Genomic DNA, 23,656 nt, shown 5'->3' on the forward strand with positions numbered 1-23,656 from the left:
CCAAGATAGCAAATCGGTTGCAACGAATATACAACAGGCCCGATGATATATTGCCGAGCGGAAACGGCTTTCGGCGATGCGGTTCCTGTCAGGCCGAAGGCACGCATCGCTGGGCGAACCCACATGACAAGGCGGCAGCGCCAAACGGAGACGAGGCATGCGCCCAACTCCGCTTGGCACACACGTTTGGCCTATAACCCTAACCCCACGTTTGGCACATTCGCCGCCGCAAAAAGAGAACAGGCCAAGCATTTTCATTGCTTGACCTGCTGTTTTAAAATGGTGCGGGTGAAAGGACTTGAACCTTCATGGGGTTGCCCCCATACGGACCTGAACCGTACGCGTCTGCCAATTCCGCCACACCCGCATTTGTTTTGCCATTCGACCTCGGCCGAAAGCAAGTGAAAATGATACAGGACTTGGGTTCTTGAAGCAAGAGAGATTCGCAAACCTGCCCCACAAAATGCTCGGGAGCTCGCGCACCGCTGCCGCATCCGCCCATCGGCATGTTGACTTGGCTCCCGAACCCGACGGTCGCATCGTCCGCCTTCACTTCGATCCTGTTCGTCTGCATGTCATCGCCTCCTTCCGCATTCCCCGCATCCGCTTCAATCGATGCCGAATCGCGTGCCGTATCGTCACCCACCGCGTCGGCGGCAGACGGCGCATCCCCCTCGGAACCCGAATGCTCGGATCCCGCTTGGTAACCGTTTCGCTCGGTTGCATGATCGGCGGCTTCGCCCGCATCCTCCGACGCCGCGAAGTGGCTGCACCCCGCAAGAACGCCGATCGCCAGCGCGACGGCTGTCAAAATGGCTGCCGCTTTCCTCACTTCGCCTCACCTGCTTTCATATCCATGCCGGCAGTCGCAGCAACGGATCGCTTCGAGTTTTTCACCTGCGCATTCGCGCGCCCAAGCGCCCACTGCCGCACGAGCACCGCTGCAAACCCGCTCGCCACGAAGGTCATGCCGCCGAGCACGATGCTTCCCGTACCCATACCGGCTATCAGCGCGCCGCACAGACTCGTGCCCACCGTCGTGCCCAGATTGGTCGTTGCCAGGAACAGCCCGTTTGCAAAATCGGGCGCTTCCTTTGCAGCAGAGGTGATGAGATGCTGGTTCACATTCGACCCCGCACCGGCCAGCACGCCCCAAACCAACGTGACGACCGCCGTGAGCACGCTCAGGTTTCCCGTAAAGAAAAGGCATGCGTATACGCCCATGAGCAGAATCGGGAACAGCACCGCCGTGCGCACCGGGCTTTCGCTGAGCGCTCGGCCGCCGATCACGTTGCCCACCATGTTCGCAAGCCCGTAAGCCAGCAGTATCGCACTCACCATCTGCGGCTCTATGCCCGTAACCGCATTCAGGTATTCCGCAAAGAAGCTGTACACCCCGAACACGGCGCCGTTCAAGAAGAACACGGCGACGATAGACGCCCAAACGGTAGGCCGCTTCAACACGCCCACCTGCTCGCCGTACGTCAGCCGCTCCGTCACCTCGATAGACGGCACGAACAAGCACGTCGCCAGAAGCACCGCCCCGCTCACCGCCACGAACACCATCATGCCCGCGAACAGAGAAACCGTGCTCGCAATGAAACTGACGACGGGAACGCCGAGCACCATGCCCCCCGAGACCCCCATCATCACGCGGGACACTGCGCGCGGAACGTCTTTCGGCTCGACCGTCTGCGCGGCAAGCGAGAGTGCAAGCGACACGTATACGGGATGGAATATCGCAGGAACGACGCGGGCGACGAGCGCCACCTGAAAGCTGTCGGTGAACGCCTGCACAATGTTGCCGACGAAGAACATTCCGAGGACGATCACCATGAGCTTTTTACGGTTCACGCCCGAAAACAAAAGCGGCATGACGGGGCCGCTGATCGCCACGGCAAGCGCGAACAAACTCACGAACAGGCCGGCCTCGGTGATGGAAACCTGATAGTGCTCGGCGAGCATCGGAAGGATGCCCACCACCCCCATCTCGGTGTTGATGATGCTGAACACCCCCAGGGTAAGTATCAGGAGCATTCTTTTGCTTTTCAGTGCCGCCGTCATCTCTCAACTCTTTTCTTGTTTTAGCAGGCGGATAACATAATCAAGGCGGTCAACCCTTCTCTGCGCCGCATGCAGATCTTCCATGTACGTTCGGCGTTTTCCCCTGAGCATCTCGATCAGGTCGTCGATGCGGTCGTCGCAGCCGCGCGCCAGACGCCGCTCGATGCTCTCGGCATCGCATCCGCATTCGCCCAGCATTCTCTTCAGGTCCGCATCGGAATCGCAAGGCCAGCAATCGCTCGATCGTTTCATGGTTTCGCCTCCCATATGAATGGTAAGCATGCTCTTTAAAAATAGCCAATAGTTATGTACTATGTTTAAACATAGCTAAAAAGAATGATTGGACAGCACCCATGATAGAAACCCGACTGCTTCATTATTTTCTGGCCGTTGCTCGCGAACAGAGCATCACGCGAGCCGCCGAAGCTCTTCACGTCACGCAGCCGACCCTCTCAAAACAGATGATGGATCTAGAGCGGCAACTGGACGTTCAACTGCTTGTTCGCGGCAAAAAACAAGTCACGCTCACCGACGAGGGCGCCTATCTTCGCAATCGCGCCCAAGAAATGCTCGACTTGATGGAGCACACCGAAGCGGCGCTTCGCGACGAAGGGGAAACCGCGGGCGGCGATGTCTACCTGGGCTGCGGAGAAACGCGGATCATGGAGTTCGTAGTCGATATCTTCGCGCATTTGCGCGAAGACCATCCGAACATGCGGCTGCATCTGCACAGCGGTGACGCCGATGCCGTTATGGAGCGGCTTGACAAGGGCCTTCTCGACTTCGGCCTTCTGCTCGGCCCCCTGCATCATGAAAAGTTCGACTACCTTGATTTGGGAATGAGCGACGTCTACGGCCTGCTCATGCCGCGCGATTGCGCGCTCGCCGAGCAAAAATCGATCCCGCTCGACGATCTTCGCGATCTACCGCTCATCTTCCCCAACCAGCCCTATAGCGGGCATCAGCGGCTTGATTGGTTCGGAGCCGATTTCGAATCTTTGAATATCGTGGCCACCTACAACCTGCTCACTAATGCAACCTTTTTGGTAGAAGCGGGACTCGGCTACGCATTTTGCATCGACGGCCTCGTCTCAACCGACGGAAATCGCAACCTGACGTTTCGACCGCTCGACCCGCTCATGACGGTCGGTCTCAGCATCGCCGCAAAGAAGTACCGCGTGCTCTCCCCCCCTGCGAAGCTGTTTCTAGATCAGCTGCGAGAAGCGGTGCGGAAACACGGGAGGGCGGGGTAGCCCGGCAAAGCGCACAAGCCCGCAGCCTATTCCCCCGTCGCCATCTGAAGCAGGTACACTTCTTCGCGAAGACCGCGGGCGGTATTTCGATCCAACGTGCCGTTTTCACGCAACCGCTGAATCTCGTCGAGTTCGAGCCGGAGCGCCTCGGCCTCCACATCGGCAACGCGGGCCTTGATCTCTTTCAACTCGTCCCTATCAACCGAACCCCTGCGCAGCGAACGAGGATCGACCGACGACGCAAACCCCTCGGATTCCGCCTCGTCTTGGGCTCTGAACGCGGCAAGCATAGCGCGGGATTCGGCGGCAAGGACTGCCGCGCCTTCGGAAACCTCGAGGTCGGAATCGGCCATCTTCGACTCGTAGAATTCCAGGGAGCATTGCTCCAAACCGATCCTGAACGGTCTCGAAGCATCCTGCCACGCTTCTTCGGGCTGCAGGCGCTTAAGCACATGGAAAACAGTCCTTGCAAGCCGCACGACGGTAACTTTGAAACGCTCCCACAGTTCTCCGATCGTTTCGCGTCCTGCGTGACGACGCAGGAGCATCTTGCGCATGTGCTCGATCTGCTCGAGATAACGCTGCCCTTCGACGCGATCGACCGTTTTGCTTTCCATGCTCGATTCCACATACGAACGCTGGCAATCAAGCGCTTCCGCTCGAAGCTCGGCCATACACGCCGAGGAAGCGTTCTGTCTGCGCAATCTCCTCACGCGCTCCCGGTACTGCTGGATAACGATCTGATAGGCAACTCTCGACTCCTCGGTTTGCTGCGCCTCGAGCTCGCGTATGACATTATCGAGTATCTCGATACTCGCCGATCCGTCATCGCCTTTCGGCTCCGCCTCCGCCTTCGGCGCAAGCAGCGGCACGACGAAGTTGGCAAGCAAAAGCGTACAGAGAATCGTTCCCGAAGCAAGGAATATCAAAGTGTCGCGGTACGGGAACGCCTCGCCGGTTGCAAGGTAGAAGGGAATCGTCAGAGCAATCGAGAGCGTCACGGCGCCTTTGGGCCCGGCAAGCGTGGTAACGAGAGACCCCCTCACCGTCTGGGCGTTCAGAGAAAATGCAAGCTTTCCGGTTTTCGGATCGCGATGAAACGCCTCCATAGCAAGAACCCAGACAAACCGAATTCCTTCGACCAAAAGGGTGATGAGCAGCACGAACTCGATAAGCGTAAATGCGCTCACCTGCCCGCTGTCCCACGAGGGCATGATGGCTTTCGGCAACTGCATGCCCAGAAGCACGAACACCACGCCGTTGATGACGAACACAAGCGCATCCCACACGCTCGTCGATGCAATCTGAAGCCGCGCCGAAACGGGCGTCGTCTTGCGAGGCAAGAGCGTCATCAGCAAACCCGCTGCCACAACGGCCAGGATGCCGCTCGTGCCCGTGTGCTCGGCCGCGAGAAATACGATGAAAGGAGTGAACACCTCGAACACAACGTGTACCGTCGCGCTTTCGAAACCACGGCTGCGAATGACGCGCAGGGCGATCGTTGCCACGAGCCCAAGTACAAGGCCGATGGCGATGCCGCCGAAAAAGCTGATGGCGAACGTTGCCGTCGCATCCGCAATCGAAAACACCCCCGTTACGGCCGCTGCGATGGCAAACTGGAACGAAACGACGCCCGAAGCATCATTGATCAGGGCTTCCCCAGAAAGCAACGCCTTCTGGCGGTCGGACAAGCTGATATCTTTGCCAAGCGCCGTAACGGCAACCGCGTCGGTGGGACCGAGCGCAGCGCCGAGTGCGAAGGCGGCAGCAAGCGGAATCGACGGCTCAAGCCAGTGCAGCGCAAAACCCACCACGAGCACAGTTATCAGAACAAGGCCGATCGCAAGCGATACGATGGCACCCTTGTTCTCCCACAGCGCCCGCTTGCTCGCATGGCGGGATTCGTCGAATAGAAGCGGCGCGATGAAGAGAACCAGGAAAAGCTCGGGATCTATCTCCACCTGCAAAGGCGCACCTGCGATGACGGCTATCGCAACGCCGAGCCCAATTTGCACGAGCGGCAGGGAAACGCGAGGAGTGACCTGATCCAAGACGGTCGAAACCAGCACCGCCGCCAAAAGGAGCAAAATCAGCTCGAACATTTCCATATCGGATCCTTTCGCACGGTCGAGCGCACGGCAATCAGCATCGTATCAACCGTTTTGTTAGCATCAAGCAACTTCGAATCCGTCAAGAATACCACGCGGTCCGTCAGACGCTCGGATTTCCAGGCAATCTCACGATTACATCTGCATCCCGTTCAGTCCGCCCTTGAATCCGATGGTCCCGTGCAGCTCGACGATCTTTCCGGCAAGAGAGAACCAACCGGCGCTATGTCCGAAACGTTCGCCCCGATGCCGCCTGTCGATCAAGTCTTCGGCGGGCAGCAGACTCTTCGTTTGCCGAAGGCCTGCCAAAGCCTTCGGCAAGCAGCCGCCTCGCACTCGAGGGGCGCCCTTCCCGACATTCCGCAGACATCTGGCCACGTGCTTCCAAGGTAATGAGTTTTTCGAGGAAATCGGCGATCTCGCATCGGGGAGAAGGCTGAGACGGTTTAATCATGCCGTACACCAAGAAAGGGATGATATGACCGATATTCCTCGCACCACGAAGACGGGGCTCACGCTGTTCGCGCTTGCAGCATTGCTCACCTTCGGGTTCATCACGCTGCTCCAGTTCGTTCCCATGCCCTGGTTTTTCGGTGCGCTCATCGCCATGCACTGCGGTATCGCCCTGTTCATCGTGAGCAAGCGCCTGTTCAAGAACTGCACCTACATCGTGGCGCGCTACTATCGCTTCGAGTATCTCATGCTCGTGCCCTACCTGCTCATCATGGCGTACGCTTTTGCGAGCAAAGCAGGCATCGTTGCGCTGTTCGAGACCGAGAAGAGCATCATCACCATCGCCTACACCATCTTCTGCTTCATCATGACCGCATGGAATTTCCAGCGCATGCGTATAGATGTGCGCAACCAGCAAGACGAAGTGCTTGCTTTACGGGAAGCGCTCGGCACTGCGTAAAGAGGTTCGGGCTGAACCCCGCCGCACTTCCTCTACGATAGCTTTTCTTCTTCGGAAACCGAATCAACCTCGACCAAATCCATCATCTCCTGGCGGCTGTGCACATCAAGCTTTTGGTAGATCCGCCGTGTGTGCGATTTGAGCGTACCGGTTGCGATGTAGAGATCCTTGGCTATCTCGGGAAGGGTTTTCTGCGTGGTAAGCAGCCAGAACACCTCTTTTTCACGCGGCGAAAGCCGATAGCGATCCGCAAGCTCGGAGCAGCGCAGCGCAAACCTTCCCCTTGCATCGCCGTCTTCGGCAATCTTGTCGGCGCCGAAAAACGCGAGACCCCATTCCTCCGATGTTTTGCGTTCGAACAGCAACGCCACCGTTGCGATGACAACGAGGATGGTCAGGGCCACGATCACAATGGTATCGTCGGCCCGCACGGGAAGGATGCCCGAATTCATAGCACTTTCGAATAAATCTCCACCGACAACCGTGATCGTGGCGACCTCCTGGATACCGCATAGCACAAGCACCGAAATGCCGTAGCGATGCGATATGTCGCACAGAAGTATGGTGATGACGAGAAACATCGACGTATACGCGGTTGAAATGAACAGGCTTCCCACCACATTGCTCTTCGAGAACGCCAAAAGGGTAATCAACAGTCCGCATGTCATGAGAACGAACGGCGTCCTGTAGATAAAGGTGAAGTCGAAACGATGGGACAGCAGGTACGTTCCCAAAAACAGCGCCGCCGAAGCGATGATCGTGCCCCACACCGAGGGGCTCACCATCGAGATGTCGTCCGCACTGTGAAACCCGAAGATAAACTGGTAGATGCCGAGCACGATGATGAGACCCCAGGGAAAACGCATCTTACCCCATGTCTTCTTCGGCAAATCCGTTTTCGGGATCTTGGAAAATCCGATCTTGAGGCAGGCGAACGAAAGCAGCGGCAGCGCCACCATAACAAACGAAAGCCGCTCGACCCCCATCCCCACGAACAGCCAACCCATGATGGCGCCGAGGAAAAACGCGCCCGAAACGTAGATCACCACGCGAAAGGGATTAAAGCAGCTCTGCAGTTCAGCCCACATAAGAATCGAGAGCGCTGCCCCGATGCCCGCGCAGACGATCGAAGCGCCCGAAAGTCCCACGCTCAACCCGCCCGCACCCGCACCGACGACCCAGAGCGCCGCCGAAGCGATAAGCGAACCGGTTGCAACAGGCAGGGCCCAGCGCTTTTCGTACAGGGGCGCGATCTTGCGCGCGAAGATGGCCAACGGAGCGAATACCGCGATCATCATGAGGAGGAACAGATCTTGTCCAATCCACGCCTGATCGGGCACCAGCGACGAAAAGCGGTAGAACGCTATGTCATCCCACGCCCGAATGAAGGCAAAGCCGAAAAAGCACAGGGAAAGATGCCTGAGATCGCCGAGCTTCCGCCTCACCGCAAATGGCTGATCGGCACCTTGTTCAGCTTTATCGTCCAACATGGCTTCGGTTTGCACGGTTTCCACCCCCGCAAGCATTATATACAGCGACCAAGGGTTTCGCGGGTCGGTTTACACGCGGGTTACAAATTTACACCCCGCAACGCGCCATGGGGAGATGCGCGCCGTTCCGTTTGCCTGCATACTGCGACCCGAACGGCCAACCGCTCAAAGTTGGCGCACAATCCGCACAGGACAACCCGGGAGGAATTATGGAACCGAAACCAGCATCCGCATCATCGCATGCACCCATGAGTCGCCGCACGTTCGTCAAGACGGCAACGATCGCCGGCGTATCGATCGCCGTCATGGGCCTTGCGGGATGCGCGCCCGCAGCAAAAAGCGATCAGCAAGCCGGCTATGCGGCCGGCACCTACACGGCAGCCGCGCAGGGCAAGTTTGCGCCCATCACCGTTGAAATGACCTTCGAAGACGGCTCCATCGCCAGCGCACGCGTGGTGAAGCACGAAGAGACCGAATACATTTCCGATCGGGCAATCGAAGAAATCCCTGCGAACATCGTCGAGCATCAGACCCTCAACATCGACACCGTCACGGGATCAACGCTCACCAGCATGGCCATTCTCACGGCAGCTGAAGATTGCGTGAAGCAGGCGGGCGGCGATGCGAAGGCGCTCAAATCAAACTACGAACCCCCCGCGAAATCGACCGAAGTCGTTGATCTCGAAGCAGATGTCGTCGTTGCCGGAGCGGGAGCATCGGGCATGGCCGCAGCCGTTTGCTGCGCACAGCGCGGAGCAAAGGTCATAGTGGTCGAAAAGAGCTGCAACATCGGCGGCAACGGCCTGGTTTGCGGGGGATACCTTGAATACCCCGAGGCCCCCGTCGAACTGCGCCCCGATATGACCGAAGCGCAAAAAGCAGAGGTCGACAGCAAGATCGCCGCCGCAGAGCAATCTTCGATCCCCGCAAGCTACCTCGACGAGCTCAAGCGGCAATGGGCCGACTGGCAGGCCTCGGGGGAAACGAAATGCTTCGATTCTGCCATCCTCGAATCCGTCGAGTACAATCTCCCCGATTGCGAAGATTTCGACAACTCCCACCAGGTAACCGCTCGCGAGAAAGATTTCGGCGATTGGCTCGTCGATTCGGGCTTCAAGTTCAAAGAGACCGTCGGCATCGTCGGATACCCTTGGCCGCGCTGGGCCGTTCCCGCCGAAGGCCGCTGCGGGCAAAGCTACTTCCAATTCTACGATAAGGCAATCGAGAACGGATGCGACGTGCAGGTCATGCTGACCACGCCCGCAACCGAGCTCATCACGGAAAACAATACGGTCGTCGGACTGGTCGCCGTCGGCGAAGACGGGACGACTTACAACATCCGCTCCAAAAACGGAGTCGTGCTGGCAACGGGCGGCTTCTCGGGCAATCCCGACATGCTTCGCGAATACAACCAGATCTGGAATTGGTCGGACACGCAAGCCATTCCAACAACCAACTGCTACGGCCATGACGGCGACGGCATTACGATGGGCCTCTCAGTCGGGTGCGGGCTTGCGCTCATGCACCTGCAGATGCCCTTTCCCTTCGCCGACTGCCAGAACGCAACCGATGAAACCACCGTCGGAGACGACATTGATTGCGTGATCGTCAACAAGGAAGGCAAGCGCTTCATGAATGAAGTGCTCGACCGATACACCATGACCGAAAACATCATGGCCCAGCCCGACCAGATGATGTTCATGATTTCGGATGCCGATACGAGCCGCGTCGAAGGCGACAAGAACCGCTACGGACGAGACATGCAAAACCTCATCGATCAGAAGCAGCTCTACGTTGCCGATACGATCGAAGATCTTGCCCAGCAGATCGGTTGCGACCCGACCACGCTCAAGGAAACCATCGATCGGTACAACGAAATCGCCCGCACAGGAGATGATCCCGATTTCGGCAGAACCGTGTTTTCGGAATTGAGCCCGATCGAGAACGCACCGTTCTACGCCTCGCCGCGCACTTGGGCCATGCACATCACGACAGGCGGCATCACCACCGACGTCGTCGGAGGCTACCGCGCGCTTCGCGAAGACGGCACGGTTATCGAAGGCCTGCGCGCCCTCGGCGAATGCGCGTGCGGAATGGCGGGCGTTGCCGTCATGTCCCAGGGTCTCGCCCTCGCAAAGGACATGTTCGGCGAATAGCCTTGCTTCGCAAACGCAAGCCTTCATTGATGCAGAAGCCTGCGCGGTGCTGCGGCCCGCAGGCTTCTCGCTTTGCGGCGGCCTGAGAAACCGCCCTCTTCTTCTCGAATCGGTAACCGAACATGCACGCTCTTCGCGGGAGCACGCGTTTCGCTATAATGTTTTCCATCGGCGCTATCGAGGAGGCAATCGCATGCTGTACAAAACCATAGTCGTACCGTACGACAATTCGGAATCGGCCCATGCAGCGCTGCTTGAGGCGATGAAAATCGCCTCCATCGATTTCGACTCGAACGTGCGCATCCTCCATATAGTCGATACCGAACAACGCGTGATCGACAAGCTCGAGGAAAAGAGCGGAATGCCCGATGCTCCTAAGCCCTCGTCGGAAGCGCTAAGGGCGCTGTTCGACGAAGTAATCCGCGAAGCCGATGCCGAACTGCACGATCGCATCGACCCGGTCATCGCCGCCGGAGGCAATCGGGTAAGCATCGACATCGTCGAAGAGACGCTTCCCGGCGACCAGATCGTCGCTTACGCGAAAGAGCATGGCGCCGACCTCGTAATCATGGGATCGCGCGGCCTGGGCGCTTTGCGCGGCATCCTCGGCAGCGTCAGCAACCATGTGCTCCGCACCGCGCCTATGCCCGTCATGATCGTCAAGCAGTAACCGAACTTGCTTGCGCCATGAACGTCATCGCCCTATCGCTCGTTGCAACGGCAATCCTTTTCGTCTTGTTTTTGCTGGTGTATCGCACAAACAAGACGAGTCTTCTTTCAGGATTTACGTTTGGCGCGTTCCTTTTCGCGATGATCTCGACCTACGCGATCATCGTCATAACCTATCCCGAAAGCCCGTTTCTCCTCTACCCGCTTATCGCACTTTTCGGGCTTGCCCTCATCGTACCCCTCTTCGGAATATACATCCTGATTGCCTTTTTGCTGCACAATGCTCGCACCGTGTTTCGCAAGGAAGGGCGCTCGCTTTCCAATTCCCTGACGCTCATCGCCGCCATAGGCATCATCGTGCTTCTGCTTGTTTCTTGGGCAATGTCGTCCCAATCGCTGCCGATGTGGCTGCAAGCCCTTTGGGCAGGCGTTCTTTCGATCGTGACAATCTACACCTTCGTTGTGTTCGTCTTCCTTACCACTTCCGCCCTCTGCTCGATTGCTCACCCGAGGAAGGACAAGGATTACATCATCGTGCTGGGAAGCGGCCTCATCGACGGTCGCGTTACCCCGCTGCTCGCAGGACGGATTCGCCGCGCAATCCAATTCGCCCGCAAACAGGAGAAGATAACAGGCAAGCTCCCCGTGCTCGTCATGTCGGGCGGCCAAGGAGCCGATGAACCCCTTCCCGAGTCCGAAGCGATGGTCGCCTTCGCCCTTGCAGCCGGATACGATGCCGAGCATCTGATCGCCGAAACGAAATCGACCAACACCGCCGAAAACATGGCGTTTTCGAAAGCGATCATGGACACGCGCTCGCCACAGGGATATCGGGCCATATTCTCGACCAGCAGCTACCACGTGATGAGAGCGGGCATCTACGCCCGCAGGGCGGGACTCAAGATCGACGGGATCGGCGCACCGACGGCATGGTATTACCTTCCGAACGCACTGCTCAGAGAATTCATCGCACTGCTGGTCATGCGCAAGAAACGCTTCGTCGCCGTGGTCATTGCCGTGTTTCTGCTGACGGCGATCACTTACGGACTTCCCTACTACCTGCTGCAAATGCTCGAAGCAGCCACATAGGCGATCGGCAACCGCCCGCAACCCTATATCACACAATCATGCATATGAAATCACGAAACGGTGTCAGCGCCAGCACCGTTCGGGAACGCTCTTCGCATTCGCCCTGCCGCGAGCCTATGATGGTTCAATGGCGAAAGAACCCGAAGCTTTGCAGCCGCGCGCCCGAAGCGAAGAAAGAAGGAGACCATCATGCCGTCATTTGCGAACCCCTTTGCAGGCAACGTCGACCGTAAGATGTCGAACGCCGAACTCATGCAGGCCCTTCGCCTCGATATCGCAGGCGAGCTCGAGGCGATTTACCTTTACGAATCCCACTACTTGGCAACCGACGATCCCGCTGCCAAAAAAGTGCTCGCCGACATCCGCGACGAAGAAAAAGCCCACATGGGAGAACTCATCACCCTCATGCGCTACCTCGATCCAAAGGAAACCGAACTGTTCTTGGATGGCGAAGGCGAAGTCAACGAAATGCTCGAAGACCTGAGGATCGATGCCGCCCCGAAGCCCGCATCAGGCCCGACCGTCGGCGACCTTTCCGAATAACCCGAACAGGAAGTGATCACTATGGATTATCTGGCACGCGAAAGCGCCGATCTGCCCGAGGCCCTCTGGCAGCAGATCGACAAAACCGTCATCGACGCAATCAAGGAACAGATCGTCTGCCGACGCTTTCTCAAGCTATTCGGCCCCATCGGCCCCGGCCCCACCTCGGTCGCAGTTGACGGCGTTGCGAAGGAAGAAGTGCTCGAAAACGGGCTCGGCCGCATCGTCGGCCGCACGCAGCTCGAACTTCCCATGATCTTCGAAGATTTCACCATCCTCGGACGGGATCTCGAATATGCCAAGCAAACAGGCTACCCGCTTGATCTGTCAAGCGCTGCTCGCGCCGCCAAACAGGCAGCGCGTCGCGAGGACGAGCTGATTCTGCTCGGCAACTCCACTCTGGGAACCCAAGGGCTCGTGAACGCCAAGGGCGCGGCCAAAATCAAGAAAACCGATTGGAAGCAAGGAGAAAACGGCTATGCCGACGTAGCGAAGGCGGTCGCCGAACTGGCGAAAAACGGCTATCTCGGACGCTACGCTCTCGTAGTGAGCCCCGACGTGTATCTCGATCTGCAGCGCTTGCAGCCCTCGCTCGGCATGCTCGAAATCGACCGCGTGAAAAAGCTTATCGGCGACAACGTGTACATGTACGGGAGCTTCGGCACCGGCAAGGCCGTTCTCGTCTGCGCCGAACCCGAATACATCGACCTCGCCGTAGGCCTCGACTTCTCGGTGGGCTATGTTGAGCTCGCAGACTTCAACCACCACTTCCGCGTTATGGAAACCGCTGCGCTGCGCATCAAAGATCCACGCGCTATCGTCGTATTCTCGTAAACCCGTTTTAGCGCCACAGAGAAGGCCGCTGGAAAACCGGCGGCCTTTCCCTTTGAGCGAACCCTCGTCTCGCGCAAAGACGAGCAATCTGGACTCGCATGAGCGAACAGAGTAAGTAAGGGATGATCCGCCTACTTTTCGATCATCTTCTTGATGTACGAGACATCGAGCACGTTTACTGTCACGAACTTCCCTTTGTAGAACACGGCCCAGTTATTGAAGACGCAGGGCAGTTCTTTTGCTTTTTGCAGGGAATCCACCTGAATCAGCGATGCAGGAACGTCGTTGGATTCGCAATACTCGCGAATCTTTTCGATATTCTGGTAGATATAGGGGCATTGCATATCGTAGTAGATCGTCAGTTCTTCGCTTTCGATCTCTTGCTTTCTGGCATTTGGAGCGAACGCGGGCTTCGTGCCATCGAACGACAGTGCAAGCAGCTCGTATCCATCGTCAGTGGAATCCACAACCTCGAAACCGAACTTCTTCGCGAACGATTGGTCGGTGAGCCACCCCTTCTGCTTTTTCGCGCCGAGCAGGCATACGCCGGATTTGCCCTTCTCCTTGGCGTCGGCCAGGCAATGCTTCATCAGCGCCTCCCCGTACCCCTTGCCCTTGAAACTTCCATACGTCCACAGGCAGTACAGGTAGTAGTAGTTATCGCCGACGATGGGAACCCAAGCCGTTTCCAGGGGAGCGTATTCGATGAAAACCGTTGCTTTTGCGTTGAGCTTTCTGAAAACATGGCCTTCGCTCAACCGATCCGAAAGCCATTGCCGCTTCGCTTCGACACCGGGATGAAGCTTCTTGGTGCGGATGATGCAGCACAGATGCTCGCTGGCTAGATTCTCTGGAGTGAGGTTTACGAAATCGGCGTCCACGGACATCCTCGTTTCAAATCGAAGTGTTCTTCCATTATGCCGCAACATCGCTTCGATCGATGATTTTGCTTGCATTTATCCATGCTCACGCCGCCCGCCAAACTAAGCACTAAAGAAATCCCAGTTCAGGTGACTGGACAGAAGCTTACCAAATCAAGAACTTCTTACATTCCGCAGGACTGTCGAGACAATTTGGCAAAATCGACCCTTTGGCGTGCACGAATCCCAAAGGTTATCAGGGGAAGCTTCTCGAAATGACGTATCGAGACGCTTCGAGCATCGGGAAGCGAGCTCTACCGCAAGAAGAAGCCCACCACGATTTCGCAGGGTCCTACAAGGTTTCGTCGGAAAGCTTCTGAAGAATCCTCGCATAATCAAAGATAACTGAAAGTCCCAAAAGAATGCCGGCAATAACGATCTCTCCCGCATTGATGGGAATAAGGGTTGTCTCCCCTGACGATGGCAATATGCCCACGGTCGCCTGCCCATATTGCGCAAACCAAGGAAGCCCAACTGCGCCAAGCGTACTAAGAAGAACGTCAATCAGAAGCAGCAGCGCCGCAATCCGAATCACCCTAGACTGACGCCGAGAAAAGGGTTCGTCACCTTTCTTGAGTGCAGCAAAAACACTTGAGCCAATCAAAAGGCAGACGATTCCAATACCATCGGTGATGACAATAAGAACAATCTTTGCGACGGCTTGAAATATCCCATTAGATGATTCGGCGCTAAGCGCAGCAACGGCTGCCCCGATCTTGACAACAAGCAACACGGAGAGCAAGCAAGCAAATGCGATCAAGAATAGCCTAATCATTCCGCTAATCATCATCAACCGACGCAAAGCTTTCTCGGTTTCAAGCATATCCTCGTTGACCATAACTCCCCATTCATATTTAGACGAACGTAACTGCTACTTTTCACATGCGTAAGCCAATTACTAACTAATTAAGAATACAGAAGCCCGGTACAAAGTAGCAACAAAAAAAATGAACCTTGCTGCAATCGCCTAAGCCTCTTTGCAACAAGGTTCTCGACGCACGAACGCACCTTAGAGGCCGATGCTCAGGCAAACCCCAGCCCAACCGATGACCGTGCATGATCCGTACGGCGTTGCATCACTATGAAACAGCATTTGACTCCCCTTTCGATTCTAATTGCAGTTACATGTATGACTAAAGTATATAGCCATGGCTAGCACACAAGCAACTGCTATTTTATCGTTTGGCATTCAATCGATAATGGGTAACGTAAAACAAAAGCTTCGAGTATTGCTTTTACCTGTTTGACGTGATGATATGCGGGCGACTATCATTGCGATAGCAATAATCAAACCTTTTCGATCAGCTTTTACGCAAAACAAGCACGCCCTTTGCATGCAAACCCACACCGTATGGATAGAGAGAGGCGATCATGCCGATAATCATGAGACTCGACAAGATAATGGCCGATCGAAAAATGCTGCTGAAAGATCTTGCCGATGAAATAGGGATAAGCCACGTCAATCTTTCGAGAATCAAAACCGGCAAGGGCAAAGCCATCCGCTTCACAACGCTCAACTCCCTGTGCAGAGCCCTCAACTGCCAGCCAGGCGATCTCATGGAATTCGTTCCCGACGGAAACGTTTCCGAAGGCGGCCCCACCCCAACGTAAACGCACGGCGACCCCGCCGAAGCGAGGGTCGCACGACGCGGTCTCTTGGGAGCCGCATAGGTACGCAGGCGATCCGATCGGGAGGGAGGAGGAGCATCGGATGCGCCCGGTACGTGAATGGTTTTCGTTGATTTCGACCGAGCCGAAACCAATGCCGCTACTCGCCCGCCGCGGCCTTCGTTCCCGCAAGGCGGCCGAACACGAGCGCCGTGGCAAGGCTGATGCCCGCTTCGGTAACCGGATATTCGACCTTATAGCGGTTGCCCATGGTGTTGCCGGCAACGTAGAGGCCGGGGATCGGCTCCATGCCATCGTCGAGCGCACGGCATTCCGCATCGGTATCGAGGCCGCCCATGCAAACGAGCATGCCCGCATCGCCGAATTCGCACGCGTAAAACGGCCCGTTCTCGACGGGGAATAGGCGGCGCGGATCCTTGCCGAAGTCCTCGTCTACCCCTTTCGCGCATAGCTCGTTGTACCGCTCGATCGAGGCGAGCGCCGTCTCTTTAGGAAGACCCATCATCTCGACGAGCTCTTCGAGCGTATCGGCTTTGTGAGTAATCGCGGCCTCGAACATGCTGTCGGTCGTATAGCCGGAGAAACTCGCGCTCATCTCCTCGCCCACAACAGCGGGCCACTGATCGGCTTCGCTATCGGGGATGTAGTAGTTCACGTAGCCATGGCCCGTTCCCTGCACGCTCAGCTGCTCGGGCCACTTCGAATCGATAATCTGCCACGAACGCATCTCGGGCTGGGTGCTCAACTGGTCCATGATGTTCTGGCCGGGAATGTCTTCGTTCATGAAACGCTCTCCACGCACGTTGAGCTGCAAGAACGCATCCACGCCGAGCGCTGCGCCCATATGATGCGTCATCGGAGCGAGCGGACCCTTTTCCATGTGTGCGCCAGCCCACATGCCCATGCGGTGGCCGTCGCCGCTGTTGGCGACGTTGCCCTTCACGTCGACGTTGGGATAGAACGGGGCGATGCCTTCAACCCACGGCACATAGTAGTCGAGCATTTCAGGGTTGCCCGAAATATCGCCGCAGCACAGGATAACGCCCTTGGAGGCCTCGATCTTGGTGTATTCGCCGCTCTTGTCGTATACGTACGCACCCGTCACACGTCCCGACTCGTCGGTGGTCAGCTGCTCGGCGAACATGCCGAATATAAGCTCGGCGCCGTTTGCCTCGGCAATCTGCTGGCACGATTCGAGGCACCAGCCCACACTCGGTTCGGTGGTAACGGAGCCGTTGAAGAACGGGAACAGCTCCTTGGAACGATCGTAGCCCTCGAGCACCGGATAGCACTTCGGACGAATCACGTTTTCCTTCTCGCCGCTTGCCGGAGTTGCCGAAGTCGGAACGAGCTCGTAATCGGATTCGGAGATGAGCCAGTCGAAGTCCTCGCCCGAATGATCGTACCAATACCCCAGCAGCGAGGCATGCGGACGAAACGTCATGTCCTTCATGAGCTGGTTTACAACCTCTTCTTTGCTTGCGAGCTCCATACCGAGCTCCTCTTGAACCTTCGAGCCGTAGATGCCGAAGTCGCCGGAAAGCCCGATGGTCCCGATTTGCGCCTGCTTTTCAATGCCGATGACGCTCGCGCCCGCCTCGGAAGCCGCACGGGCGGCAACGATGCCCGAGATGCCCAGCCCGATTACCAGCACGTCGCAGCTCTTGGTTTCCTTAACATCTGCGGGAACTTCGGGCTTGGCCATGAAGGCGGGCTCTCCCGATGCCGGACCAGCCGCCGTCGATTGGCCGGCCGGCTCTTTCGCATCGGTTCCCGAGCCAGGCGCACAGCCGACAAGACCCGCCGCGCCCGCCGCCACCGCAGCAGTCGCTCCAAGGCCCAGAAACGCACGTCGACTCAAACCTTGCTTCATTTCGTTCATTATGATCCTCTCTCATTTTGCCGGACCTCCCATACTTCGCACGATCGGCGCGGTTCCGATCCTCCCGGTCGGCCGCATGTCCGGCAGCTTTCACTGCTACCGCCATCCTATGGGTGCCGAAAAGGCGACGCTACACCCGCGGGTGATGAAATCGGGAGGAAAGTAAGCTATCATCAATCTCACCCGTGACGGGTGGGAGGCGCTCCAATACGGGTTTTCGGCTACAATCTGTTCGAAGCTCTTGAATCGAGACGGGGGAAGAACCATGGGCTCAGCGGTCGCCCGCATACGCGATCTGATCGGAGGCGTCAGGCCGTTCCATATAGGCTTCGCCCTCTACCTCGCGTTCAGCTTCTCCTATCTGCACGACGTCATGCCGCTTATGGGTCAAGCCGGACTGACCGGCTCATCGCCTGCATGGTATCTCGGCATATTCTTCGCCATCAAAATCATCGTGTTCTCAATCTGCGCCATTGCCGCATACAAAAAGCCCGCGCTCTCCGCAACGGGCACGCTTTCCGCATGCGCCGCACTTCTCATCGTTATCGGAATCGCGCTTTCCACCATCATCCTGAGGGTGGGCGAATTCAGCTTCGGCCCTGCGGAAAGCACGCTTATGCTCGGCATCGCGGCGTGCCTGCTCGGCGTCGGCGATGCCCTGATGCTAGTGTTATGGGGAAGATTCTGCGGAACGCTGTCGCTTCGCGCGGTCTACCTGTTCGTGCTGTCCTCGTACATCGTGTCCCTGTTGTTTTACGCGCTCTTCGTAGAGCTTCCGCCGCTCATCATCCTCGTCATCGCGGTCGTCGGAACCGCCGTAATCCCCACAATGCTCAAGCGAAGCATGCAAACCCGCGCGATCGAAGCAATCGAACCGTCGCGCGCAGCGCTGCGCGGCGCACTGAGCTCGCTGTGGCGTCCGGTGTTCATCACCGCAACGTTCGCCTTCATGAGCAACCTCACCCTGTTCGTTTCGGGCCAGCAATCGGTCAACGTCGACGAGGCGCGCTGGACATCCACCGTGGTAACGTTGCTCGTCGTCGTGGCCATGATCCTGCCCGCACTGCTTTTCCCGAAGCGCATCGATATCGGAGCTGCCTACCGCATCGCCCTGCCGATTGCGGCGGGAGGCTTTCTTCTGCTTGCGTTTTTCTGGAACAGCGGCGGCGGGGTAGCCAATTCGATGGTGGCGATGGGCTGGCTCATCTCCGATGTCATTTCCTGGTGCATCATCGCGAATGTGGTGCACCAGACAAAACTGCCCGCGCTCATCCTCTACGGAGCAAGCGAAGCGGTCATCGGGTTCGCTTCACTGCTCGGCGTTGCAATCGGCTTCACGTTCTCGGGATTCATCGAAACGGGGGGCGTCGCCATTATGGCGCTGGCCCTTGTCGCCGTCTACCTGCTCTCAACCATCGTGCTGTTCGTGCTCAAAGACCGAAGCATCGCCGACTACTCGGCCGATCGAGAAGACGACGATGCATCCGAAGGCGGTTTTCGCAAGAACGGTCCCACCTACATCGTCGAAGACCGCGTTGAGCGCCGCTGCCGGGAAATTTCCAAACAGGCCCAGCTCACACCGCGAGAAAGCGACATCCTCGGCTGTCTTGCCCAGGGCCGTTCGACCCAGTACATGGCGGAGAAGTTCACCGTTTCGGAAAACACCGTGAAATCGCACGTCAAAAACGTCTACCAAAAGCTCGGCGTGCACTCTAAGCAGGATGTGATCGACATCATCAACGAGAAGCCAAAGGAATAAACCCTTATCGCACTATCGAAACGCAAGCGACCGCGCCAAAGCTACCGCGCAGTCTTCACGGCGCCTTTTTCGCAGCGGTTGCCCCATGCGTCGATGACCTCGCCATCTCGGTAGACGCAGATGATCTCGCAGTGGTTCGAGCACTTGCCGCACTCGATTTCACGCGTTTTGAACTCGAACTCGGCCACGTCGAAATCGAACGGACGAGCGGCGTCGGCGGCTGCCGCATGAGCCGCCCCCGATGCGCCTGGCGCAGCCCCGCGCACCCCGGCAGGAGCAGCATCGGCGGCAAGCAGCGCCGCACCGAAGGCGCCCATCAGGTGCCCGTCGGAATCAACGAGCACCTCCATGCCGAGCGCCTCTTCGAAAGCCCGCACAACCCCGGCGTTCTTGCTCACCCCGCCCTGGAAAACAACGGGAGCGACAACTTTTTTGCCCTTGCCTACGTTATTGAGGTAATTCGAAGCGACCGCCTTGCAGAGCCCCGCCACGATGTCCTCGCGCGAGTAGCCCATCTGGATCTTGTGCACCAGATCCGACTCTGCGAACACCGTGCAGCGAGCCGCGATGTTCGCCGGCCGCTTCGAGGCGAGCGCGATATCGCCGAACTGCTCGACCTCGAGGCCCAAGCGATGCGCCTGGCTCGAGAGAAAGGCGCCCGTTCCCGCAGCGCAGAGCGTGTTCATCGCATAGTCTACCGCTATGCCGCCCTCCACGCAGATGATCTTGGAATCCTGCCCGCCTATCTCGAAGATGGTGCGCACATCGGGATGCAGAAACGTCGTGCCCACCGCATGGGTGGTGATCTCGTTCTTTATTACGGCGGCCTCGGTCATGGCGCCGACGAGGCGGCGCGCGCTTCCCGTGGTGCCCACCGCCATCACCCGAACGAAGTCATGGTCTATCTGGCCTCCGAGATCCTCGATCACGCGCCGTGCCGCCTGCATGGGGTTGCCCTCGGTCCACAGATACGACCGGGCGATGATCGTGCGGTCGGCGTCGATCACGACGCCTTTCGTGGATATGGAACCGGTGTCGATCCCAAGGTACGCTTCGGTCACAGCAGAACCTTCTTCCTTCGTGCGATCATGTCGTAAAACGCCTCGAGGCGCGTATCGAGCCCCGTATCGCTGGTTTGCGAATCGTAGCTGAGAAACAGCATGGGAATCGAATAATCGCGGCTGATTCTCTGCAATACGGGAACGCAATCGATCTCGGGGGTGCATCCCGACGACTTCAGATGAACGACGCCGTCGAACCCTTCCTCCGCGTATCGCTTGGCAGCCGCAATGGTCATAGACGACGTGGGGCCCATATCGAATTTCACATAGTCAGAAATTCCCGCGCGCAGATTCTTCTCGTTGTAACGCAGGTTGCGGTTCGTCATGTTGAGCATGCGGTGCAGCTCCACCCCCATTCCCAGCAGCTTCCGTTCGACCCCGAGGTTGCTTGCCGCATCGGCGGCCGTGAAGTATTCGCCCACAATGCCAACCCGCACAGGATCAACGGGCTTGGATATCGGAACGGCTTTCATGGCATCGAGCCCTCTTCGCTGAGCATCGGCTATGTCGCGCTCGGTCACCGCCGCGCGCATGTCGTCGTGATAGGCGGCCAGCGCGCGATCGAACGATCCGGGTTCCACCTCGAAGCCCGCATGGGCAAGATAGAAATCATTCGCCTCGTCGAGGTTTTCGATCATTTTGAACACCGCAAGCATGCATCGAACGCCATGCGCCACCGAAAGATCGGGGTTGATCTTCTTCTTGCACACGCCGATGTATTCGTTTAAGGGTTTTCCCGTCAGCGTGGCGAAGTTGAGCATCTCGAATTCGTAGCCCATATCGCGCAGAATCGACTCCTGCAGCTCGCCGTAGTAGCCGAGCCTGCACGGCCCCGCAAACTGCACGAGCACATCGGCCCCCGCTTCGAGCGCATCGATGAAATCACCGAGAATATGCTTGAACGGCGCGCACACGAAATCGTTCGAATTGCGCGTCCCCTGCTCAAGCGTGCGCTTCGTCGGTTCGGGAAGCGCGACGTAATCGGCGTCGAGCACTTGTTCCACAAAGTATTTGAACGCGATGTCGTAATAGCTGTAGCGAAAAAAAGCAACCCGCGTGCGGGCGTGGCGGTCCTTTTTCTTCCGCTTGCGCGGCTCGACGAGCTTTGGGGGGCGAAGCTTGTCGAGCTGCAGCCAGATGCGCGCGTTGCGCACGTCGGCATCACCGCCGCGCACCGAAGCGCCCACGGCATCGGATAGCCCCGCATGCCCGTCGATCTTTTCAGAGTCTGAGGCGAAATCCGCCGCCTGGCGTGCGGCCCGCAGCTTTTCAGCCATTGAGATACCCTCCCCTTTGCTGGTAGCGCAAGATATCGATGAAGCTTTCAACGCGCGTCTCGAGCCCCGCCGTGCCGCTTTGGGCATCGACGGTAAGCGAGAGGATGGGCTTGCCCTGAATGCAGCGGGCCACCGCATCGTTGGTCATGGAATCGGGGCCGCACGGAAACGCGCTTACCAGCACGATGCCATCGACATGTTCGTGCAGAAGCGTCATCGAACCGACCAGTTCGCGATTGACGAGCCACGGCAGCGTTTCGGAAAACTCGAAGCTCTCGTGGAGCGCTTTCGCATGATCGGTTTCGTCGGCATAGAGAACGGCGGCACCCATGCTTTCGAGTAGATCGACGATGCCGCCGTTCACAAACGAATCGTGCGCTACGTAGGGGTGGGCAACGAGCAGAATGGCCAAAGGCGCCGCCTCGCCAGAATACGGCACGCCGTCGGCATCCCGCTCGCCTGCATGCTTGCGCGATTGCTCTATCTCCGCAATCCGCCGCTCCTGCGCTCGCGCAGCAACGCGATCCGCGCGCTGCTGCGCGGCATGGGCCGCTCGATATGCTTTCTTCGCATCGGCCGCACTCACGCCGAAACGCTGGCCAAGCGCTATGAAAGCGCTCTTCTCGTCGAGCTTCTCTTCCGTTTCGTTAACCAGCAGCGAAACGATGCGCACTCCCGCATCGGGAAACGTGTTTGCCACCAAATCGGGCAGCGCCTGATACTTGGTGCAGTACCCTTTCCGGTGCCCCTTGTTGACCAAGCTGGGAACGAACAGGGCATCGCATGACCCCTCAAGGCTTTGCACGTGACCGAGATAGAGCTTCGAGGCCAGGCAGCACTCGTCAACCGAAGCTCGCTCACCCGCATCGAATACATCCTTGTCGGAAACGTCGCTGATCACCACTTCGCGTCCAAGCTGCTCGAAAAACGTTTTCCACAGAATGCCGTAACGATAGTAGAGAAGAGCTCGGGGAATGCCGATGCGCCGGATATCGGCGCAATCGGTTCGCGATCGCAAAACCGCCGCCGTTGAAGCCGCCGCCTTGCGCGCCGCATCGAGGGACGCCGCAAGCGGCGTTTGGGACTCCGCAGGTTTGACGGCCTCCCGTCCAACGCCGTTCGCCATCGCCGAATCCCGTTTGTCTTTGCCGCCGTCTTTCGCCATCATCGGGCCTCGCTAGCCAGGGGTTCGCCCGTATCGCCTTGCCCCGCCCCGCCATCGGCAGCGCCAAGAGGCGTATACCACTCGCACGGATCGGGGGCGGCGATGCTCTTTACCCCCTCGATGATGATCTCGATGCCATTGACGAAAGATTCATCGGTATAGGCCGAGCGCACGACGCGCTGCCACTCGGGCAGAGAGTCCTCGTCGGGAAAATCATCCTGCGTCGCACTTCTGATCATGGCTGCTTCGTTTCCCGTAAAGCCCGTCAAAAAAGCATCGACCATCGCCCACGCTTTCCTGAAAATGTCTTCGGGCATGCCCTGGGACAGATGAAGGTTCACGATCTTTTCAGTATGCTTCGCCAAGCCGAGCCAAGCAACCGAATCATCCAAGCTGATCTCAGCGATGTTCGGATACCTGAGATACCCGTTGCGAAGCGAGGGCATCGTGCGCCTGAGCGTATCGTCCCATCGCTCCCCGGGAATCGGATCGGTATCGAGCGTATCCATGAATTTCGAGCACACGGCTGCAAGCATTTCTTCGCGGGAAGAGAAATGAGCGTAGAACGCCATGGCGGAAACGCCCAGTTCGGCCCCCAGAGCCCTCATCGTAAAAGCGCGATAGCCCTTCTCGTCGATCATGCGGAATGCGGTATCGACTATAAGCTCGCGGCTCAGCGGTTGTTTCTGCTGCTTCGTTTCTGGCATGGTACCGGCTTTCGTGCAACGCGTCGTTCGTTCGATATCGTTTCGAAAAGTATACGCGAGGCGCTCCTTCCTCACGCCGAACCACACGAAATCCAAGCATCGCCGCCGCGCATGGGCACCGCGCAGGAAGGCCGGCG

General features: G+C 57.8%; 20 protein-coding genes and 1 tRNA gene. 9 read left to right on the plus strand and 12 right to left on the minus strand.

All coding sequences use genetic code 11. The features are described 5' to 3' along the window. Window positions 1-280: 280 nt before the first annotated feature. From C1719_RS14370 to C1719_RS14380, 3 genes are all read right to left on the minus strand, one after another. A tRNA-Leu gene (locus tag C1719_RS14370) sits at window positions 281-367 on the minus strand. A 461-nt stretch (window positions 368-828) separates the two neighbouring features. Further along, window positions 829-2,064, minus strand: a complete 1,236-nt coding sequence (locus tag C1719_RS14375) for an MFS transporter (RefSeq protein ID WP_102375731.1) — start codon at window positions 2,062-2,064, stop codon at window positions 829-831. A 3-nt stretch (window positions 2,065-2,067) separates the two neighbouring features. Next, window positions 2,068-2,262: a hypothetical protein gene (locus C1719_RS14380; protein WP_219717875.1), complete on the minus strand. Its 195-nt coding sequence runs from the start codon at window positions 2,260-2,262 to the stop codon at window positions 2,068-2,070. Between the two features lie 155 nt (window positions 2,263-2,417). Here C1719_RS14380 and C1719_RS14385 point away from each other — a divergent pair, with 155 nt between their 5' ends. After that, window positions 2,418-3,317 (plus strand): LysR family transcriptional regulator, encoded by a 900-nt coding sequence (locus tag C1719_RS14385; RefSeq protein WP_102375733.1) that lies wholly within the window; start codon window positions 2,418-2,420, stop codon window positions 3,315-3,317. Window positions 3,318-3,343: 26 nt separating this feature from the next. Here C1719_RS14385 and C1719_RS14390 read toward each other — a convergent pair whose 3' ends face one another. Next, a complete protein-coding gene (locus C1719_RS14390; protein ID WP_102375734.1) occupies window positions 3,344-5,425 on the minus strand; it encodes a Na+/H+ antiporter in 2,082 nt (693 codons plus the stop codon). Window positions 5,426-5,903: 478 nt separating this feature from the next. Here C1719_RS14390 and C1719_RS14400 point away from each other — a divergent pair, with 478 nt between their 5' ends. Next, window positions 5,904-6,338, plus strand: a complete 435-nt coding sequence (locus C1719_RS14400; protein ID WP_102375736.1) for a hypothetical protein — start codon at window positions 5,904-5,906, stop codon at window positions 6,336-6,338. A gap of 32 nt (window positions 6,339-6,370) precedes the next feature. Here C1719_RS14400 and C1719_RS14405 read toward each other — a convergent pair whose 3' ends face one another. Further along, window positions 6,371-7,828, minus strand: coding sequence for a helix-turn-helix domain-containing protein (locus C1719_RS14405; RefSeq protein WP_180963639.1), 1,458 nt, complete (start codon window positions 7,826-7,828; stop codon window positions 6,371-6,373). 209 nt (window positions 7,829-8,037) lie between these two features. Here C1719_RS14405 and C1719_RS14410 point away from each other — a divergent pair, with 209 nt between their 5' ends. From C1719_RS14410 to C1719_RS14430, 5 genes are all read left to right on the plus strand, one after another. Then, entirely contained in the window at window positions 8,038-9,984 is a 1,947-nt protein-coding gene (locus tag C1719_RS14410) for an FAD-dependent oxidoreductase (RefSeq protein WP_180963640.1), read from the plus strand. 193 nt (window positions 9,985-10,177) lie between these two features. Beyond that, window positions 10,178-10,654, plus strand: a complete 477-nt coding sequence (locus C1719_RS14415; protein WP_102376103.1) for a universal stress protein — start codon at window positions 10,178-10,180, stop codon at window positions 10,652-10,654. A gap of 17 nt (window positions 10,655-10,671) precedes the next feature. Further along, on the plus strand, window positions 10,672-11,742 hold the full coding sequence (locus tag C1719_RS14420; RefSeq protein WP_102375738.1) for a YdcF family protein: 1,071 nt from the start codon (window positions 10,672-10,674) through the stop codon (window positions 11,740-11,742). A 189-nt stretch (window positions 11,743-11,931) separates the two neighbouring features. Beyond that, a complete protein-coding gene (locus C1719_RS14425) occupies window positions 11,932-12,285 on the plus strand; it encodes a demethoxyubiquinone hydroxylase family protein (protein WP_102375739.1) in 354 nt (117 codons plus the stop codon). A 21-nt stretch (window positions 12,286-12,306) separates the two neighbouring features. After that, window positions 12,307-13,119, plus strand: a complete 813-nt coding sequence (locus tag C1719_RS14430; RefSeq protein ID WP_102375740.1) for a family 1 encapsulin nanocompartment shell protein — start codon at window positions 12,307-12,309, stop codon at window positions 13,117-13,119. A 131-nt stretch (window positions 13,120-13,250) separates the two neighbouring features. Here the strand turns inward: C1719_RS14430 and C1719_RS14435 are convergent, their stop codons facing one another. Both C1719_RS14435 and C1719_RS14440 read right to left on the minus strand, forming a co-directional pair. Then, on the minus strand, window positions 13,251-14,000 hold the full coding sequence (locus C1719_RS14435) for a GNAT family N-acetyltransferase (protein ID WP_102376104.1): 750 nt from the start codon (window positions 13,998-14,000) through the stop codon (window positions 13,251-13,253). Between the two features lie 331 nt (window positions 14,001-14,331). Next, window positions 14,332-14,877, minus strand: coding sequence for a hypothetical protein (locus C1719_RS14440; protein ID WP_102375741.1), 546 nt, complete (start codon window positions 14,875-14,877; stop codon window positions 14,332-14,334). A 533-nt stretch (window positions 14,878-15,410) separates the two neighbouring features. On the opposite strand from C1719_RS14440, the gene C1719_RS14445 reads away from it, so the two are divergent. Continuing rightward, window positions 15,411-15,650, plus strand: a complete 240-nt coding sequence (locus C1719_RS14445; RefSeq protein WP_102375742.1) for a helix-turn-helix domain-containing protein — start codon at window positions 15,411-15,413, stop codon at window positions 15,648-15,650. Between the two features lie 157 nt (window positions 15,651-15,807). Here the strand turns inward: C1719_RS14445 and C1719_RS14450 are convergent, their stop codons facing one another. Further along, entirely contained in the window at window positions 15,808-17,550 is a 1,743-nt protein-coding gene (locus C1719_RS14450) for an FAD-dependent oxidoreductase (protein WP_102375743.1), read from the minus strand. Window positions 17,551-17,815: 265 nt separating this feature from the next. Between C1719_RS14450 and C1719_RS14455 the strand changes: the two genes are divergently transcribed. Then, window positions 17,816-19,309 (plus strand): LuxR family transcriptional regulator, encoded by a 1,494-nt coding sequence (locus tag C1719_RS14455; protein WP_102375744.1) that lies wholly within the window; start codon window positions 17,816-17,818, stop codon window positions 19,307-19,309. 41 nt (window positions 19,310-19,350) lie between these two features. Here C1719_RS14455 and C1719_RS14460 read toward each other — a convergent pair whose 3' ends face one another. The 4 genes from C1719_RS14460 to C1719_RS14475 are packed head-to-tail and all read right to left on the minus strand — an operon-like array spanning window position 19,351 to window position 23,519. After that, the gene (locus C1719_RS14460; protein WP_102375745.1) at window positions 19,351-20,370 is read right to left on the minus strand and encodes an acyl-CoA dehydratase activase; all 1,020 of its coding nucleotides are present in this window, start codon (window positions 20,368-20,370) and stop codon (window positions 19,351-19,353) included. Beyond that, window positions 20,367-21,647, minus strand: a complete 1,281-nt coding sequence (locus C1719_RS14465; protein WP_245874558.1) for a 2-hydroxyacyl-CoA dehydratase — start codon at window positions 21,645-21,647, stop codon at window positions 20,367-20,369. Before C1719_RS14465 ends, C1719_RS14460 begins: the two co-directional genes overlap by 4 nt. Further along, window positions 21,640-22,815: an acyl-CoA dehydratase activase-related protein gene (locus C1719_RS14470; protein WP_245874559.1), complete on the minus strand. Its 1,176-nt coding sequence runs from the start codon at window positions 22,813-22,815 to the stop codon at window positions 21,640-21,642. Before C1719_RS14470 ends, C1719_RS14465 begins: the two co-directional genes overlap by 8 nt. Further along, on the minus strand, window positions 22,812-23,519 hold the full coding sequence (locus C1719_RS14475) for a TetR/AcrR family transcriptional regulator (RefSeq protein ID WP_102376107.1): 708 nt from the start codon (window positions 23,517-23,519) through the stop codon (window positions 22,812-22,814). The genes C1719_RS14470 and C1719_RS14475 overlap by 4 nt, the downstream gene beginning before the upstream one ends. Between the last annotated feature and the right edge of the window lie 137 nt (window positions 23,520-23,656).

It is taken from the genome of Raoultibacter massiliensis (assembly GCF_900199545.1).
Taxonomy (GTDB): domain Bacteria; phylum Actinomycetota; class Coriobacteriia; order Coriobacteriales; family Eggerthellaceae; genus Raoultibacter; species Raoultibacter massiliensis.

Coding starts and splice junctions, on each gene's coding strand:
- C1719_RS14375 (WP_102375731.1), bottom strand. CDS start 2,064: ATGACGGCGGCACTGAAAAGCAAAAGAATGCTCCTGATACTTACCCTG.
- C1719_RS14380 (WP_219717875.1), bottom strand. CDS start 2,262: ATGCTGGGCGAATGCGGATGCGATGCCGAGAGCATCGAGCGGCGTCTG.
- C1719_RS14385 (WP_102375733.1), top strand. CDS start 2,418: ATGATAGAAACCCGACTGCTTCATTATTTTCTGGCCGTTGCTCGCGAA.
- C1719_RS14390 (WP_102375734.1), bottom strand. CDS start 5,425: ATGGAAATGTTCGAGCTGATTTTGCTCCTTTTGGCGGCGGTGCTGGTT.
- C1719_RS14400 (WP_102375736.1), top strand. CDS start 5,904: ATGACCGATATTCCTCGCACCACGAAGACGGGGCTCACGCTGTTCGCG.
- C1719_RS14405 (WP_180963639.1), bottom strand. CDS start 7,828: ATGTTGGACGATAAAGCTGAACAAGGTGCCGATCAGCCATTTGCGGTG.
- C1719_RS14410 (WP_180963640.1), top strand. CDS start 8,038: ATGGAACCGAAACCAGCATCCGCATCATCGCATGCACCCATGAGTCGC.
- C1719_RS14415 (WP_102376103.1), top strand. CDS start 10,178: ATGCTGTACAAAACCATAGTCGTACCGTACGACAATTCGGAATCGGCC.
- C1719_RS14420 (WP_102375738.1), top strand. CDS start 10,672: ATGAACGTCATCGCCCTATCGCTCGTTGCAACGGCAATCCTTTTCGTC.
- C1719_RS14425 (WP_102375739.1), top strand. CDS start 11,932: ATGCCGTCATTTGCGAACCCCTTTGCAGGCAACGTCGACCGTAAGATG.
- C1719_RS14430 (WP_102375740.1), top strand. CDS start 12,307: ATGGATTATCTGGCACGCGAAAGCGCCGATCTGCCCGAGGCCCTCTGG.
- C1719_RS14440 (WP_102375741.1), bottom strand. CDS start 14,877: ATGGTCAACGAGGATATGCTTGAAACCGAGAAAGCTTTGCGTCGGTTG.
- C1719_RS14445 (WP_102375742.1), top strand. CDS start 15,411: ATGCCGATAATCATGAGACTCGACAAGATAATGGCCGATCGAAAAATG.
- C1719_RS14450 (WP_102375743.1), bottom strand. CDS start 17,550: ATGAACGAAATGAAGCAAGGTTTGAGTCGACGTGCGTTTCTGGGCCTT.
- C1719_RS14455 (WP_102375744.1), top strand. CDS start 17,816: ATGGGCTCAGCGGTCGCCCGCATACGCGATCTGATCGGAGGCGTCAGG.
- C1719_RS14465 (WP_245874558.1), bottom strand. CDS start 21,647: ATGGCTGAAAAGCTGCGGGCCGCACGCCAGGCGGCGGATTTCGCCTCA.
- C1719_RS14470 (WP_245874559.1), bottom strand. CDS start 22,815: ATGATGGCGAAAGACGGCGGCAAAGACAAACGGGATTCGGCGATGGCG.
- C1719_RS14475 (WP_102376107.1), bottom strand. CDS start 23,519: ATGCCAGAAACGAAGCAGCAGAAACAACCGCTGAGCCGCGAGCTTATA.